Annotated in this window: 12 protein-coding genes; 4 read left to right on the top strand and 8 right to left on the bottom strand. The window is 61.4% G+C overall.

Features of this window, described 5'->3' with window-relative positions; all coding sequences use genetic code 11:
• Window position 1: 1 nt before the first annotated feature.
• Window positions 2-3,100, bottom strand: a complete 3,099-nt coding sequence (locus ACTQW0_RS04430) for a PD-(D/E)XK nuclease family protein (RefSeq protein ID WP_441567103.1) — start codon at window positions 3,098-3,100, stop codon at window positions 2-4.
• Between the two features lie 274 nt (window positions 3,101-3,374).
• Complete coding sequence (locus ACTQW0_RS04425) at window positions 3,375-3,674, bottom strand: YerC/YecD family TrpR-related protein (protein WP_154515917.1); 300 nt, start codon at window positions 3,672-3,674, stop codon at window positions 3,375-3,377.
• A gap of 326 nt (window positions 3,675-4,000) precedes the next feature.
• Between ACTQW0_RS04425 and ACTQW0_RS04420 the strand changes: the two genes are divergently transcribed.
• Entirely contained in the window at window positions 4,001-4,366 is a 366-nt protein-coding gene (locus ACTQW0_RS04420; RefSeq protein WP_441567101.1) for a phage holin family protein, read from the top strand.
• 137 nt (window positions 4,367-4,503) lie between these two features.
• Here the strand turns inward: ACTQW0_RS04420 and ACTQW0_RS04415 are convergent, their stop codons facing one another.
• Window positions 4,504-4,932, bottom strand: a complete 429-nt coding sequence (locus tag ACTQW0_RS04415) for an RrF2 family transcriptional regulator (protein WP_154515923.1) — start codon at window positions 4,930-4,932, stop codon at window positions 4,504-4,506.
• A 251-nt stretch (window positions 4,933-5,183) separates the two neighbouring features.
• Between ACTQW0_RS04415 and cysK the strand changes: the two genes are divergently transcribed.
• Entirely contained in the window at window positions 5,184-6,122 is a 939-nt protein-coding gene (gene cysK / locus ACTQW0_RS04410) for a cysteine synthase A (RefSeq protein WP_154515926.1), read from the top strand.
• 17 nt (window positions 6,123-6,139) lie between these two features.
• Entirely contained in the window at window positions 6,140-7,405 is a 1,266-nt protein-coding gene (gene mnmA / locus ACTQW0_RS04405) for a tRNA 2-thiouridine(34) synthase MnmA (RefSeq protein WP_441567099.1), read from the top strand.
• Window positions 7,406-7,413: 8 nt separating this feature from the next.
• Here the strand turns inward: mnmA and ACTQW0_RS04400 are convergent, their stop codons facing one another.
• From ACTQW0_RS04400 to ACTQW0_RS04385, 4 genes are all read right to left on the bottom strand, one after another.
• Complete coding sequence (locus tag ACTQW0_RS04400; RefSeq protein ID WP_441567097.1) at window positions 7,414-8,787, bottom strand: hypothetical protein; 1,374 nt, start codon at window positions 8,785-8,787, stop codon at window positions 7,414-7,416.
• 138 nt (window positions 8,788-8,925) lie between these two features.
• On the bottom strand, window positions 8,926-9,945 hold the full coding sequence (locus ACTQW0_RS04395; protein WP_441567139.1) for a M42 family metallopeptidase: 1,020 nt from the start codon (window positions 9,943-9,945) through the stop codon (window positions 8,926-8,928).
• A gap of 265 nt (window positions 9,946-10,210) precedes the next feature.
• Window positions 10,211-11,377 (bottom strand): lactaldehyde reductase, encoded by a 1,167-nt coding sequence (gene fucO, locus ACTQW0_RS04390; protein ID WP_154515935.1) that lies wholly within the window; start codon window positions 11,375-11,377, stop codon window positions 10,211-10,213.
• A 229-nt stretch (window positions 11,378-11,606) separates the two neighbouring features.
• A complete protein-coding gene (locus ACTQW0_RS04385) occupies window positions 11,607-12,323 on the bottom strand; it encodes a YoaK family protein (RefSeq protein ID WP_154515938.1) in 717 nt (238 codons plus the stop codon).
• Window positions 12,324-12,573: 250 nt separating this feature from the next.
• Here ACTQW0_RS04385 and ACTQW0_RS04380 point away from each other — a divergent pair, with 250 nt between their 5' ends.
• Window positions 12,574-14,718 carry a YgiQ family radical SAM protein gene (locus tag ACTQW0_RS04380; RefSeq protein WP_441567095.1) on the top strand — a complete coding sequence of 715 codons (2,145 nt, stop codon included), beginning with the start codon at window positions 12,574-12,576 and terminating at the stop codon, window positions 14,716-14,718.
• Here the strand turns inward: ACTQW0_RS04380 and ACTQW0_RS04375 are convergent.
• Entirely contained in the window at window positions 14,715-15,626 is a 912-nt protein-coding gene (locus ACTQW0_RS04375; protein ID WP_441567093.1) for a CPBP family glutamic-type intramembrane protease, read from the bottom strand. The genes ACTQW0_RS04380 and ACTQW0_RS04375 overlap by 4 nt on opposite strands.
• Between the last annotated feature and the right edge of the window lie 31 nt (window positions 15,627-15,657).

Genomic DNA, 15,657 nt, shown 5'->3' with positions numbered 1-15,657 from the left:
TCTACACGTCCCTCCTTACAAACGTTCCTTCGTGGTTATACGAGCAGCGGGCATGCGCGGCCTGCGTCGACGCCGGGTCGACAGCAGTGACGTTGCCCGCCTCGAGTTCGCGCAAGCGCTCGGCGATGCCGGCCTCCACGCGATCGAGCAGGGCGTCGAAGTCCATGCTGCCACCCTCGCCGGGAAAACCTTTCTTAAGGCCCGGGATGCGACCGTCGCCACGCTCCTCCTCGAGCAGCTCGGCGCTCGCGGCACCGCGCAACGCGGGCTTGCCGCCCTTGGTCGAAAAATAGAGTGCCGCACGGGTATCCAAATCCAGCGCCCGGCGCATGGCCTGGGCGTAGATGAGCGTTTGGGTATGTGGCGGCAACCAGCGCGGATCGTCGATAGGCGCCGTGCCCGATTCCTCGTCGCGCACCGTAGGGTCGGCGAGCTTAAACTCCTCAACGCCCGTGCGATGCTTGTAGTCAATCACCACAGCGCGATTCTCGGCATCCACATCCACACGGTCGATGCGCCCGCCGAGCGGCCAGCCGGCATACTCGACCTGGAGCTCGTTGAACGCAAACTCCAGGTAGCGCGGAGCGAAGGGGGCAAGCGCCTCGGACTCGCAGGCAAGCACGCCCTCCAGCTGCGGCAAGATCTCGGCAACCTGACGCTCCTCCACCGGCGAGAGCGGCACCAGCGGGCCCTCGTTGCCACGCTTGCCGGCGTGCTCGGCCAAGGTCTCGGCAAAGACCTCGTGCAGCAGCTCCTGCGCACGCGGCAGGTTTTCGGGCGTCACACGCTCCATGCCCTCTTGGGGCAAACGGGCATGCAGATGTTCCAGCACGTCGTGGACAAAGTTGCCCTTCTCCATGTTGCCAAAACCCGCGTCGATAGACTGGGGCTTAACGCGATACGAGACGAACCAGCACAGCGGGCAGGTGGAATAGGCCTCGATCTGCGAGGCAGACGTCAGACGCGGTACAAGCGGCGCGTCCTCGCCCTCGCCGTCCCGACGGCGCAAGACCAGATATGGCACGGCCGCCTCGCTCAAATGCTGAGGAGCCTCGCATGCCACGCGCTCGCGCTTGAGGCCCTTGCCGGCTGCAGGGTCAAAATCACCTACGATATCGCCCTCGCCCACGCATGTCACCTGAGCGGCACCGGTGGCCTCGGCATGCGCCCGCAACTCGGTCCACACGGCAGCCGGATAGCACTCGCGCGCCTGGCGATCGTGCGTCACGCGCGCAAGCGCAACCGGGCCACGTGCCGCCCGCATCGCGTGGCCAAAGCGCACGCGCAACAAGGCCGCAGGCTCAAGCGTCACGCCCTCGCGACCAAGGCTCGCAGCCAACGTGGCCAGCGGTCCTTCCTCGTGTGAGAGCGGATAGCTGTCCAGATCGACATCGGCAAACAGCACGGCATCGTAGCTGCCGGGGCGCAGAGCCGCCGCATCGGCAAGCGAGGCAAAGCGAACCTGGGCACGTGGCGCACCGTCAACCTCGTAGGTCTCGTAATCGTAGGCGGTGCTACGCTTGTCCACCTTGGTGCGAATGCCATCGAGCACGGGCACGGTCGCGGCCTGCGACACGTCGAGCGCGCGGGCGTCATTCATAAGGATGTCGATGGCGTGGCGCAGCAGGGCCGTCTCCGCTTGGCGACGAGCTTGGCCATCCAGGCTGCCCAGCGAGCGATCGGGCAACGCCTCGGCAACGGCAAGCATGGCCTTGAGCGCCGTCACGGGCTTGTCGCGCCACAGTGCCTGGAACACGTCCGAGACCACACACGGTACGTTCTTAAACCAGTTTTCGTCGCTCGCCGCCTTGCGTGCGCCCCTCACCTGGCCTTGCACGCTCTGCAGCAGGCTCTTAGCGCCCGCGGTAGTCTTGCTACGCGAGAGACGCATATTCTTATCGAAGATACGGGCATTGGCTGCATCAGCGCCCGAAAGCGGGCTGTAGATCCAGTCGGTAAGCTCCGGCGCGGGCCACCACTCGGTCTTTGACGCCACACCCTCATCGGCCGCCTTCATGCGCTCGATCAAGCTGGCAAGCGCCGCAAACTGCCTGCCCGCAATGGATTGGGAAAACGCCGTGAATTCAGTTGTCTCGGCAGCGATATGACGAGCCGCCAGACGAGAGGCGAGCTCACCGAACAGCTGGGGTGCCCGGGCAGAAACAACGAGCACGCGTACGGGGTCGGCGGAGAGGCCGGCGGTATCGTCGGCCCCGAAACCCTGGCACGCTTTTACCAGATCATCAATTGCGTCCGCATAAGCATGAGCACGGGCGTGGGGGCCCGCGACCTCAATAAAGGCAGGCTGAGCGGTAGCTCCACAAGCGGCATCAGACGCGACGGCGTCCTCCCCCAGCGGCGCGACCTCAAACAGCACACCGCTGGCATCAAATGCCGCGGCAAGTTCCTCGCGCATCGCCGCCTGCTCGCGAGCAAGCAGCACGACGACCTCTCCCCCACTGTTCGCCACAGCAGACAGCAGCTCGAGCAGACCGTGCGTAAACGACGTGACGCCGCGTACACAGACGTCACGGGCGCACGCCGGCAGATTATCGGCCAGAGCGCTGGCCATAATGTCAGCCGCCTCGCAGGGCTCGACCATATCTCGACGGTCCAAACCGCCCGCGTAGGCACGCAAAAGCTCGAACACACGAGCCTCGGCATCGCTTTTTGGCTCAGGCCGGCAATTGTTGCCACGGCATCGCTCGGCAGCTGTCCCCGCCACACCTGGCAGCACATCGCGGGCCATGCGCGCAAGCATGCGCACCGTGCCCTGGCTGCGCGAAAGCGGCTGCAGGTCGACATCATCGAGACGCGTGACCATGTCCGAAAACAGCATCTGGCGCTGCAGGTTGTCGACGAAACCGCGCCCGTCGCCCAAAAGCTCCCAAAGCGAGCGAAGCCACGACGCGGGCGTCTTGTAATCGATGCCCAGCGAAACGCCGGCTTCCGCCGCATCATGACGGCACAGGTCGAGCTCGGCAAACGTTGGCGCCAGCAGCACGGCACGCCCGTGGCGGGCAATAAGGTCGGCAAGCAGCGCCGATTCGGCATCGCTCAAATCCGTGCCGGCATTAGTGGTATAGATTCGAACAGGCATGGCCCTCCACTCAAACTGTTCGCAATAATCAATGCATCCATCCTACCCGCCCAAGCGGACACATTGCCACCGCAGCTTCATCTTTTGGCGCTTTGGAGACAAGTCGCTTTGCACCACATTGGTGCCAAGGGGGCAGACTCGTCCGTCGGTGCAAGGGGGACAGGTTCGCTTGCGCCACATTGGTGCAAGCGAACCTGGCCCCTTTGCACCAATTATTCGGCATATAAAAACCGCCCCCGGAGGAGCGGTTTTTCACAATTCGTTTTGCCGCGGCCTATTCGCCATCCTCCAGCTTAATGAGGATCTTGCGGTAGCCACCGTACTCGCCGTTGAGCGCCTTGGATACACGGCTCACCGTGGTGGACGAAGCGCCGGTACGGACCTGAACCTCGACATAGGGCTCGCCCTCGTCCAGGTAGCGCGCGACCTGCAGACGCTGCGATAGATCGCAAATCTCGCGCGGTGTGCAGATATCGGTCAAAAACGCTTGGATATCTTTCTCGTCGTCCAAAAGACTAAATGCGTGGACTAGCTGCTTGACATCAGGCTTGTCAAACATGTTCTCGATATTCATCGATCACCGCCAAACCCGCCAAAAGGCATCGAAGTTGATACTGGCACCGGGCATCGTTCGCCCATTCTATGCAATAGGGCAACGCATGTGGCTTTTGCCCGTAGCAGTTTAGCACACCACCAAACTAAAGTGACAAGACTCTCTGTCAGCGGCGCGTTTTTTAGGACGAACGCCGTTTTGAAACCGAATGCGCACGCAAGCTCCACGAATATCTGAGACAATGGGCGCCCAACGCAGAGGCGCACGCCAAGGCAACCATCCGATTCGCCGCGGCAAACGAGCTTACGCGCCACCAACACGTCACGCGCACCGGAAAGGAACCCACCATGCGCTTCTTGCTCAACTGGCTTTTGACCTCAATCGCTATCGCGATCGCCACGTTCCTCGTCCCCGGCATTCAGCCCTTCGGCATGGCCGACGCCTGGGTCTGCTTTGCCTTTGTGGGACTGTTCCTCAACATCGTCGACTCGCTCGTCAAGCCGCTCCTGACGGTCATCTCGCTGCCGCTCACCATTATCACGCTGGGTATTTTTCAGCTTGTAGTCAACAGCTTTATGCTCGAGCTTGCCAGCTACCTATCGGTAAATCTGCTGGGCGCGGGCATCTCCATTGCCGGCTTTGGGTCGGCCTTTATGGGTAGCATTTTGGTGTCCATCACTCGAAGCATCTTCGACAGCATCGCCAGGAACTAAAGCAACCGGATACGGACCGCCACAACACGCCAAAACGAAGGCCGTCCATCGCAACGATGGACGGCCTTCGCCTTTGTCAAGCCTCAGAGGACAAGAAAATCTACCATTTCTACCCCGTCCCCAAATGGCTGGTGGGGCTAGATGACGTAGTCGTAGCCCCCGTTGGGGGCGACGAGCGCATCGAGCGTCACACCGTCGAGGTAGTCGTTGATGAGCTTGTCCAGGTTCTTCCACACGTCGAGCGTGGGGCACTCATCAGATCGCGAGCAGCCCTTGCAGTCGCCATCCAGGCAGGCGACCGGCGCCAGGCTGCCCTCGGTCAGGCGCAAGATCTCTCCCACCGTGTACTGCTCGGGCGGGCGCGTGAGCACGTAGCCGCCGCCCTTGCCGCGCATGCCCGAAAGCATGTTGGCGCGCACGAGCGTAGCCAAGATGTTCTCGAGATATTTCTCGGAAATCCCCTGTCGCGCCGCGATCTCTTTGAGCGGGATGCGACCGGCCGCCTGGTGCTCGGCCAGGTCGACCATAACGCGCAGGGCGTACCTGCCCTTAGTAGAAACCAACATATATAGTGCTGCCTTTCGGTCTTTTAATCCGTTGAAATTCTAGCCGAAAAATTGGCTTTGAAAATACCCATTCCAGTCAAGGTGGTTAATCAGCTCGTAATAATCTCCTATTTCCTATTGCATTACTAGGCTTTAGTGTCTACTATGCTTGCCAACAGCTAAATGAACAACCTATAAGGTTTATGGGTTTGGCTACTAGGCCACCGTAAAACCACACGGTATCCAGCCATTTGAACACTTGGAGGTTCACCATGAGCAAGGTTTATACGTCCATCGATCAGCTTATCGGCCACACCCCGCTTTTGGAGCTCACTCACTTTGAGGCCGATGAGGACCTCAAGGCCCGCGTGCTCGTCAAATTGGAATACTTCAACCCCGCCGGGTCCGTCAAAGACCGCGTCGCCAAGAACATGATTGACGAGGCCGAGAAGGCCGGCAAGCTCGTGCGCGGCGGCGACTATACCATCATCGAGCCCACGAGCGGCAACACCGGCGTCGGCATCGCCTCGGTGGCGGCGGCTCGCGGCTACAAGGTGATCATCACCATGCCCGAAACCATGTCCGTCGAGCGCCGCAAGCTTATGCAGGCATACGGCGCACAGCTCGTGCTCACCGACGGCTCCAAGGGCATGAAGGGCGCCATCGCCAGGGCCGAGGAGCTGCAGAAGGAGACCCCCAACAGCATCATCGCCGGCCAGTTCGTGAACCCCGCCAACCCCGCCATCCATAAGGCCACGACCGGCCCCGAGATCTGGGACGACACCGACGGCAAGGTCGACATCTTCGTCGCCGGCGTTGGCACCGGCGGCACCGTGACCGGTGTGGGCGAGTTCCTCAAGGAGCAGAACCCCGAGATTCAGGTTGTCGCCGTCGAGCCCGCCACCTCCCCGGTACTCTCCAAGGGCCAGGCCGGTCCGCACAAGATCCAGGGCATCGGTGCCGGCTTTGTGCCCGACGTCCTCGACACCCAGGTCTATGACGAGATCATCCCCGTCGAGAACGACGACGCCTTTGCCACCGGCCGCGCCGTGGGCCACAAGGAGGGCGTGCTCGTGGGCATTTCGTCCGGTGCCGCCGTGTGGGCCGCGCTGCAGCTAGCCAAGCGCCCCGAGAACGAGGGCAAGACCATCGTGGCACTGCTCGCCGATACCGGTGAGCGCTACCTGTCCACGGCACTGTTCCAGGACTAGAGCCTTTTTCCCATAGGTTGAGCTCAGGGACGAACCTGCCTCCTCTCTCTCCCGGCGGTCTGAGCCCATCCCGTCAGGGTGTCCCACGAGACGTCCGAACTTGCTACAATGTCTGCGGCGCGGAACCAGCCTCCCGCGCCGCTTTTCTTTTTTGGCCACATGCCACCAAGGAGAACCTCCCCATGCACAACAAGCGCGTGCTCGTCGCCATGAGCGGCGGCGTCGATTCCAGCGTGACTGCCTATCTGCTCAAGTGCCAAGGCTACGAATGCGTCGGTGCCACTATGCGCCTCACCTGCCCTGCGCCCGATCCCGTCACGGGCATGAGCAAGGTCGACCGCGACATCACCGATGCAAAGGCCGTCGCCGATCGCCTGGGGATACCTCACCATGTGCTCGACCTGCAGCAGGCCTTCGACCGCAACGTTATCGAGCGCTTTGTGACCGCCTACCAGGAGGGGCTGACGCCCAACCCGTGCATCATCTGCAACCGCCATATTAAGTTTGGCGCGCTGCTCGACGCGGCACTCGATATGGGCTGTGACTACATTGCCACGGGTCACTACGCCAAAACGAGCCAAGCGCCCGATGGCACCTGGCAGCTGCACCGCGGCGAAGACTCCAAGAAGGACCAGAGTTACTTTTTGTATTCGCTCACGCAAGAGCGCCTGGCACGCACAATCTTTCCGCTGGCAGGGTTGGACAAAGAGCGCGACGTGCGCCGCATTGCCGCCGAGCAGGGCTTCATCAACGCCAAGAAGGCCGAGAGCGAGGATATCTGCTTTATCACGGACGGCGACTACGCGGGCTATATCGAGCGCCGCTGTGGGCATGCCGCCGAGCCAGGCGATATTGTATGGCGCGACGGCAGCGTGGTCGGACGCCACAACGGCGCACTGCGCTATACCGTCGGCCAGCGCAAGGGCCTGGGCGTCGCGATGGCGCGCCCCGTGTATGTAACGGGCGTCGATACCGCCAACAACATTGTGCATCTGGGCGAGGCTGAGGACCTGACGGCGACAGCACTCACGGCCAACGACTGGATCTGGAGCGCCCCTGCCGACCGCATGGAGGCAGAGCTCACGTCCGGCGACATTCGCGTGGGCACCAAGTACCGTTACCGTCAAAAGGACCAGGCAGCGACCCTTACACGTGGCGCCGACGGACAGATGCTTCTGACCTTTGACGAGCCGCAGCGCGCCGTCGCCCCCGGCCAGGCCGTCGTTATCTATCGCGGCGACGTCGTCCTGGGCGGCGGCACGGTAACTGCCGCCATCAGGTAGCCGCAGGATTATCGCCGCACGTGTCGAAGCACTTCAACAGCAGCATTCACCTCGATAACGCGACGCTCGAGGCCGCGGCAAATGGACTCGAGCCGGCCCTCCGCTGTGGCCCATTCGCTCTGCGAAAGAATCTCGATCGCCTCATCAACAAATCCGTTGAGCCGCGATGAATCGAACCAATCGAGTGAGTCCGCAAGCGCCAGCTGGACGGAAGGGTCGGGCCCAAACGGCTTAGCAGAAAACCCAAACTCCCCAGCTGCGAGCACGGCAGTTGGTACGTTGTACCATAGGCAGTTGCCGCTATCGAACAGCGGAGCAGGCCTTATCTCCAGGGTGTCGACATTGCGGATGATGCCGAAGTTTCGCCAATGGCGATCGCTGTTGGCCAAAAGGGCATCGCAGACAATCATCTGCGACATAGACCTTCTCACGGCAGCCTCGTCTGCTCCATGCTTACCAAGGAAGCGGCAGTACCGGTCGTATGTCGAGTTTCCCCGCTGGCTACCAAGTGCGCCCTTAACGTAAACAGCCGGAACGTATTCCTCGCGGCCGTCAAGAAAGTCGTCGCACAGACACACAGGGCCATCGAACATCCGCTCAACCGTATAAGGAACAAACTCGCCCTCCGACAACAAGCGACGATGTAGAGCCGTTGCAACCGCCTCGTTAAAGGGACGCTGGTCGTCCATGCCGCAACCTTTAGCCAAAACGCGAATGCCGTTTCGGATCATCCACGATTTAGGGAGCTCGCCCTCGGACGTGTTATCCGGATTATTAAGACCGATGCCCTCCAGCCAACCCGAACGTCCCTCGGGCGCCGATCGCTCAAAATCATTCTCGAAGTAATTGAGGTTTCGCCATTTGAGCCCGTCGCATTCTGCCGGCCGCAGCCAATAGCAATCCGAAAGCGAGAGGCCCAGGCACCGAACCGGAACCTCGATGCCACTGGCAATTCCCAGTTCACGATAGCGCGAGACGAGTCCGGGGCGAACATCGGGCACCGACCGATGGCTCCACCACACGTTGAGCTCCCGTTTATTCACCGTAGGAGAAGAGCTCGAGCACGTGCCAAACGGCATTCGTTGTGCATCGAGGACCTCCGCGATTTCGAAGGGAAATTCGCGCGACGGATCAAATGAGACATGCGCGACCTCATGGTCGGCCGACATCAGCGTAAACTTGCGCCCCACATCGGCCGCAGGACGGCGTCCACGTTTGCGGACCTTTTGATAAGCGACCGCGGAATTGTACTCGACCATCTTCCGTCCGCCCACAATATCGCACGCGAGCGTTCCCGATGCGGCAAGTTGAGATATGCGGGCTTTCGTAACGCCCAGCAGGCGGGCAGCATCACCCATAGACAAGTACTCGGACGTATCCATACACCGCATCACCTCGTTAAGTAATTTACACGTTTAGTTAATAGATTACATATATCATAATACTAAACGACCCAAAGCGAAAAAAAGCCCGAGAAATCGGGCTTTAGCGATTGGTCAGCCGAGTCGCAAGCTGCTCCCCTAGCGCTGAACGTAGGCGCGAACCAGCTCGTAGGTGTTGCGAACGCCGTCGATGTGGCTGCGCTCGTAGTTGTGGCTCGCGTACACGCCGGGGCCGATCAGGCCGTGACGGATGTCGTAGCCGGCGGAAAGCGTGGCCTCGACGTCTGAGCCGTAATGCGGGTACACGTCGATGGCGTAATCGAGCTCCAGCTCGCGCGCGATATTGGACAGCGTGGTCACCAGATCGTAGTTGTAGGGGCCGCCCGAATCCTTGGCGCAAATCGACACCATGCGCTCGGTGCAGCCCAGATCGTCGCCCACGCAACCCATGTCAACGCTGATCATCTCGCACGTGTCGGCCGGCACGAAAGCGCCACCGTGGCCGACCTCCTCGTACACGGTAAAGAGCAGCGACACCTTGCGCGAAAGCGACACCTCGCCGTCAGCAACGGCGCGGGCCAAACCCAGCAAAATGGAGGCCGACAGCTTGTCGTCCAAGAAGCGGCTCTTAATATAGCCGCTCTCCGTCACCGTGGTGCGCGGATCCATAGCGATGATGTCGCCCGTCTGAATGCCCAGCTCAAGCACGTCATCCTTGCTGTCGACATTCTCATCGAGCAGGATTTCCATGTTCTTCTCGATGGCCTTGACCGGCTCGTCGGCCACGTGCGCCGAAGGCTCGGTATTGAGGACCACACCCGTGTACACATTGCCATCGCGCGTGTAGACGGTGCAGTTCTCGCCATCGGCCGTAGACCACTGATGCCCGCCGAGCGTCGTGGGACGCAGGCGACCATTGTCCTTAATGGAGCGCACCATGGCGCCCAGGGTATCGACATGGCTCGCCAACACAAGCGGCTCGCCCTCGCCGCCAAGCTCAACCAGCACGTTGCCCTTATTGGAACGTTCGGGGCCAAAGCCCATATCGCGCAACGTTTCCATTAGATAATCAGTCGCCGCACGGGTATAGCCCGTAGGCGAAGCAATCGAGGTAAGCGCCTTCAACTGGTCAGTAATATAGGAGAGCATAGAATCCATCTTGGACACCAAAGTCACCCTTTCATATCGAATTAAACCCACAGCAACGATACCACCGCGAGCCATCTTTTTACCTAGCGAGACAACCCATCGGGCTTCTCAGAGCAGCGCCCACCACGATAACGAGCCGGCGGGCCCCCGCCCGTTAGCCCCAGAATCTTTCCGCAGGACAGAAGGAGGCCCCGCCGCACGTAGTGCGCAGCGGGGCCTCCGACATGTCCGAGGACGATTGTGGGGCTAACGGGCAGGGGCCCGCCGAACCATGTTAGGCAGCCGGGCAGATCTTCTTGAAGAGCTCGATGACGTCGTCGAGCGTCGCCTCGCGCGGGTTGCCCGGGAAGCAGGCATCGGCCATGGCGTCCTTGGCCAGGACCTCGATCTCGTCAGCCTTCATGGCCTCGCAGACGTGCGGGATGTTCACGTCAGCGGAGAGCTGCTTAACGGCGGCGATAGCGGCGTCGGCAGCCTCATCGGTGCTCATGCCCGTGGTGTCAACGCCCATGGCGACGGCGACCTTGGCCAGGCGCTCGGCGCAAACCGGCTTGTTGAACTCCATGGCAATCGGCAGCAGCATGGCGCAAGCGACGCCGTGCGGGGTGTCGTAGTGAGCGGACAGGGTATGAGCCATGGCGTGATCGATGCCCAGGCCAACGTTAGAGAAGCCCATGCCGGCGACATACTGACCAAGAGCCATGCCCTCGCGGCCGGAGCCGGGCTGGCCGGACTTGGCCTCGGCAACGGAGTCGCGCAGGTTCTCGCTGATCAGCTTGATGGCCTCAAAGTGGAACATGTCGGAGAGCTCCCAAGCGCCCTTGGTGGTGTAGCCCTCGATGGCGTGGGTCAGAGCGTCCATGCCGGTGGAAGCGGTCAGGCCGGCGGGCATGGAAGCCATCATGTCGGGGTCGACGACGGCGACCTCGGGGGCATCGTTGGTGTCGACGCACACGAACTTGCGGACCTTCTCGGGGTCGGTGATGACGTAGTTGATGGTCACCTCAGCAGCGGTACCGGCGGTCGTCGGCACGGCGATGGTGAACACGGCGTGGTTCTTAGTGGGAGCAACGCCCTCGAGGCTGCGGACATCGGCGAACTCGGGGTTGTTGATGATGATGCCGATGGCCTTGGCAGTGTCCATAGAGGAGCCGCCACCGACGGTCACGATAGCATCAGCCTCGGCGGCCTTGAAGGCCTCGACGCCGTCCTTGACGTTCTGGATAGTGGGGTTGGGCTTGATCTCGGAGTAGAGGCTCCAAGCGATGCCGGCGGCATCGAGCTCATCGGTCACCTTAGCGGTAACGCCAAACTTGACCAGATCGGGATCGGAGCAGACGAAAATCTTCTTGTAGCCGCGACGCTGGAGCTCGCCGGGGATCTCCTTGATGGCGCCGGAACCATGATAAGAAATGGTGTTGAGAACGAAACGATTAGCCATTGATAGCCTCCCATCGTGTGCGGGGCACCCATTACGCCCCACGCTATGGCTCCCATCCTAACGCTTTTGAAGCGAAAAACGCGTGAGAACGTCAGATTATTTAAAGCGTTTCAACAACTGGTATCGTCACCGCCTGACCACTAAACAAAAAAGGGGCGGCCGAGATGACCGTCCCCTCCCCATTATTGATCAGTGTGGCAAGGGGTCAGCCCCTTGCCACACCCTGCCGCTATTTTTGGCAGGCCTCTTTCCAATCTTCGCAGGCGCGCTTCCAGCGAAAACGCAGGTCGCGCTCGCGGTCGATAAACATGATGGCAAACGCCACGAACAGCAGCACGCTCGCCACCGCAATAGCGTGCAGCCCCATGCGCTCAATACACCAGTTTCCCAGCACAGCGCCAAACACAAAGGTAAAGATCACGCCAAAGTACAGCAGGCCGTTTTCCAAAAAGCCGCGCTTGTGGGTGATGATGTAATCGTCCACGTTTTGCAGCGCATTGCGCAGGTTACCGATGCACATGGTCGTGGCAATGCCGTGACCGTGGATCTTGCGGAAGCTCTCGACCTGCATACCGCAGGCAAACGAGATGAGGCAGTTGGCGAGCAAGTTGTAGCCGCCACCGGGGATAAAGCTCACGCCCAGCAAGATGACGGCTTCAAAGAACACCGTCACCTGGCGCCAGTGAATCACGCTGCCAAACCGTTCGTGTACCAGGTCGGCAAGCATAATGCCCACGGCAAACGACACCACAGGGAAGAAATAGCGCCCCGCGAGCGCCCAATTGCCCTCCGAGATGCTCACGCCCACCAGCAAGATGTTGCCCGTCTGCGCGTTGGCGAAAACATGGTCGCGCCCAATGTACGAATAAACGTCCATAAAGCCACCGGCGAGCGCCAAGATGATGCCCAGCTCAATAGACTCCGATATCTGTTTGGCACGCTGCATCGTCGTGCGCCCTCCTTGTTGACGACCCTCTCGTGCGTTGGCGGAAACATAGCCGCCGTTCATACTGTAACCCATTGACAACATGGCGCGCCCGCGAGACGGACTCCCCAACGCGCAGATACACCGTCTGGAAACAAACGGCGGGCGCGGCATCGACACCCGACACCTCATGTACTCCACCAGTCTTTTTAGACCCGTCCCAAAAAAACTGGTTACAATTACGTGCAGCATACAAACACCGGGAGGAATCGTGGCAAAAAAGCCCCAGGACGCTCAGCACAACCAGCACGGCAAGCATGCCCAACGCGGCCAGCAGCAAAAGCGTGGAAGCAAAGCCCAGGGCTCGCGCCCCGCGCATGCCCCGGCAGCGCCTGTCCGCCCCTGGCGCCCGGGCCGCGATAAGTTCCTCCCCGTCAGCCGCGCCGACATGGATGCGCGCGGCTGGGACCAGTGCGACTTTGTCTACATCTGCGGCGACGCCTACGTGGACCATCCCAGCTTTGGCATGGCCATCATCAGCCGCGTCCTCGACGCGCACGGCTACAAGGTGGGCATCATCTGCCAACCCGACTGGACCGACCCCGCCAGCATCACCGTGCTCGGCGAGCCGCGCCTGGGCTTTCTCGTCAGCGCCGGCAACATGGACTCCATGGTCAACCACTATTCGGTGACCAAGCACCGCCGCCACACCGACGCCTATACCCCCGGTGGCGAGGAGGGACACCGCCCCAACCGTGCCGTCACGGTCTACGGCAACCTCATCCGCCAGACATTCAAGAACGCCCCCATCATCATCGGCGGCATCGAGGCAAGCCTGCGTCGCTTGGCCCACTACGACTACTGGCAGGACAAGCTCAAGCGCTCGGTACTGCTCGACTCGGGCGCCGACATCCTCATCTACGGCATGGGCGAGCACGCGATTGTCGAGATCGCCGACGCGCTCGACGCGGGACTGCCCGTCGATCAGATCACCTATATCAACGGCACCGTCTACCGCACGGGTTCGCTCGACGAGGTCTACGACTACGACCTGCTGCCCAGTTGGGACGACCTTACCGCCGACAAGCTCAACTACGCGCGCAGCTTTAACGTGCAGCAGCAGAATATGGACCCCATCACCGGACATCGCCTGGTAGAGCCCTACCCCAACAGCGTCTATGTGGTGCAGAACCCGCCGTCGGCGACGCTCACCACCGACGAGATGGACGAGGTGGCCGAACTCCCCTACGCACGCGATTGGCATCCCGATTACGACGCGGCGGGCGGCGTGCCGGCCTTTGCCGAGATCAAGTTTTCCATTAGCTCCAACCGCGGCTGTTTTGGCGAGTGCTCGTTTTGCGCGCTCACCTTCCACCAGGGTCGCGTGCTGCAGATGCGCAGCCACGACTCGATCATGCGCGAGGCCGAGCTGCTCACGCGCGATCCCGAGTTTAAGGGCTATATCAACGACGTGGGCGGGCCGACGGCCAACTTTAGCCGTCCCGCCTGCGACAAGCAGCTCAAGCACGGCGTATGCAAGAACAAGCGATGCCTGTGGCCGAGCGTGTGCAAGAACATGGTGGTCGACGAGAGCGGCTACACCCAGCTGCTGCGCGACCTGCGCCAGCTGCCGGGCGTCAAGAAGGTCTTTGTCCGCAGCGGCATCCGCTTCGACTACACCATGGCCGATGCCTCGGATGAGTTTTTGCGCGAGCTGCTGGAGCACCACGTCTCGGGCCAGCTACGCGTAGCACCCGAGCACGTGAGCGACGCGGTGCTTTCCGTGATGGGCAAACCGAGCCGAGCCGTCTACGACGCATTCTGCCGCAAATTTGAACGCTTGAACCGCGAGTACGGACTCAAGCAGTACGTGGTGCCGTATCTGATCTCGAGCCACCCCGGATCGACGATGAAGGAAGCCGTGGACCTTGCCGAGGCCGTGCGAGACATGGGCTACATGCCCGAGCAGGTGCAGGACTTCTACCCCACGCCGTCCACCATGTCGACGTGCATGTACTACACCGGCGTGGACCCGCGCACCATGGAGCCGATCTATGTGGCGCGCGACCCGCACGAAAAGGCCATGCAGCGCGCGCTCATCCAGTATCGCAAGCCCGAGAACTACAAGCTCGTGCGCGAGGCGCTAGAGAAAGCCGGGCGTCGCGATTTGATCGGCTACACCAAGCATTGCCTGATCCGTCCCGTGCCGCCACGCCCGGGCGAGACATCTGCCGGCGGCGGACATGGCACCGGCAAGAAGGGCGGCAAGGGCCACGGTGGCGCTGGCGGCGCTGGAGCCAAGGGACCCAAGGGCAGCAAAGGGCACAGCGGCATGTCGCGCGCGCAGAACACCGCCGGGCGCAACCGTGCGGCTCAGGGGCGTCAGGGTGCCAACGGAGGCGGTCGCCGCAACTAAGGCAGCAATGCGCTCGCTTCGTCCATCCCACACGCGTGGCGCAGCGAGCGCATTGCCTCAACGTGAATGACGCCGGCGATGGCGACCGTAATTACCACGTCGAGCGGCGTGTTCACAAACCAGAGTAGGCCCATGAGATACGACCCGGCATTAAAGGCAAAGTGCAGCAAGATCGTGTAGCGGAGCTTTCCGGTCGTCACGAGCAACCAACCAAAGATGAGGGCGGCGGCACCCGCGTAGCAACCCTGCACCCAATTCATGTGCATAAAACCGAAGATTGCCGCCTGCAGCACAATCGCCGCGGCGACACCCCACGTGCTTGGGGCCGCCCAGGGCACTATGGCGCCGTCTTGCGCACTCGCACGACGCCGGCGCTTCCAGAGCGGACGGCACTGGGGATTAAACGCACGCAGCGAAAACTCAAAGATAACACCGCGCACCAGGAGCTCTTCGCAAAACGGCGCGCCGAGCACCGTGGTCAGGACGGCAAGAGGACTGGTATCGCCCATGCCCGTTTCCTCGACAAGCTCGCTGTAGTCGGCCGCGGCATCGGGCAACAGCGACAGCACGGCATCGGTCACGTAGCTAACGACCACCTGCAGGGCAAGACCGATCACGATAACGCAGGCGATGCGTTTCCACGCCCCACGCGCTCCCCCGCCGAGCGGATGCTCGCTTTGCGAACGCGCCATAAACGAGCGCGGCCACAGATAACGCCACCACAGCAGCGCCATCAAAAACGACGCCGTCTGAGCGGCGGCTTGGAACCATTGAATATCGAGATTGTCAATCGGATAGCCCGTCAGCACCGACACGGCATCGAGAACAGAAAACAGAACCACGCTCAGGGCTATATCGGCAGCGACAACGCCAAAACAGGCGAGCGCCCACGCTATCGCATTGAGCATGCCAACCTCCTCAAAACCCGGCACTTGGGGA

It is taken from the genome of Collinsella sp. LCP19S3_B7 (assembly GCF_052121795.1).
GTDB lineage: Bacteria > Actinomycetota > Coriobacteriia > Coriobacteriales > Coriobacteriaceae > Collinsella.
Note: the sequence above shows the minus strand (reverse complement) of the source record. Positions and strands in the feature narration are given on the sequence as shown.

Bases quoted from the DNA above. Each gene is read 5' to 3' on its own strand.
- ACTQW0_RS04430 (WP_441567103.1), bottom strand. From the start codon at position 3,100: ATGCCTGTTCGAATCTATACCACTAATGCCGGCACGGATTTGAGCGAT.
- ACTQW0_RS04425 (WP_154515917.1), bottom strand. From the start codon at position 3,674: ATGAATATCGAGAACATGTTTGACAAGCCTGATGTCAAGCAGCTAGTC.
- ACTQW0_RS04420 (WP_441567101.1), top strand. From the start codon at position 4,001: ATGCGCTTCTTGCTCAACTGGCTTTTGACCTCAATCGCTATCGCGATC.
- ACTQW0_RS04415 (WP_154515923.1), bottom strand. From the start codon at position 4,932: ATGTTGGTTTCTACTAAGGGCAGGTACGCCCTGCGCGTTATGGTCGAC.
- cysK (WP_154515926.1), top strand. From the start codon at position 5,184: ATGAGCAAGGTTTATACGTCCATCGATCAGCTTATCGGCCACACCCCG.
- ACTQW0_RS04400 (WP_441567097.1), bottom strand. From the start codon at position 8,787: ATGGATACGTCCGAGTACTTGTCTATGGGTGATGCTGCCCGCCTGCTG.
- ACTQW0_RS04395 (WP_441567139.1), bottom strand. From the start codon at position 9,945: ATGGATTCTATGCTCTCCTATATTACTGACCAGTTGAAGGCGCTTACC.
- fucO (WP_154515935.1), bottom strand. From the start codon at position 11,377: ATGGCTAATCGTTTCGTTCTCAACACCATTTCTTATCATGGTTCCGGC.
- ACTQW0_RS04385 (WP_154515938.1), bottom strand. From the start codon at position 12,323: ATGCAGCGTGCCAAACAGATATCGGAGTCTATTGAGCTGGGCATCATC.
- ACTQW0_RS04375 (WP_441567093.1), bottom strand. From the start codon at position 15,626: ATGCTCAATGCGATAGCGTGGGCGCTCGCCTGTTTTGGCGTTGTCGCT.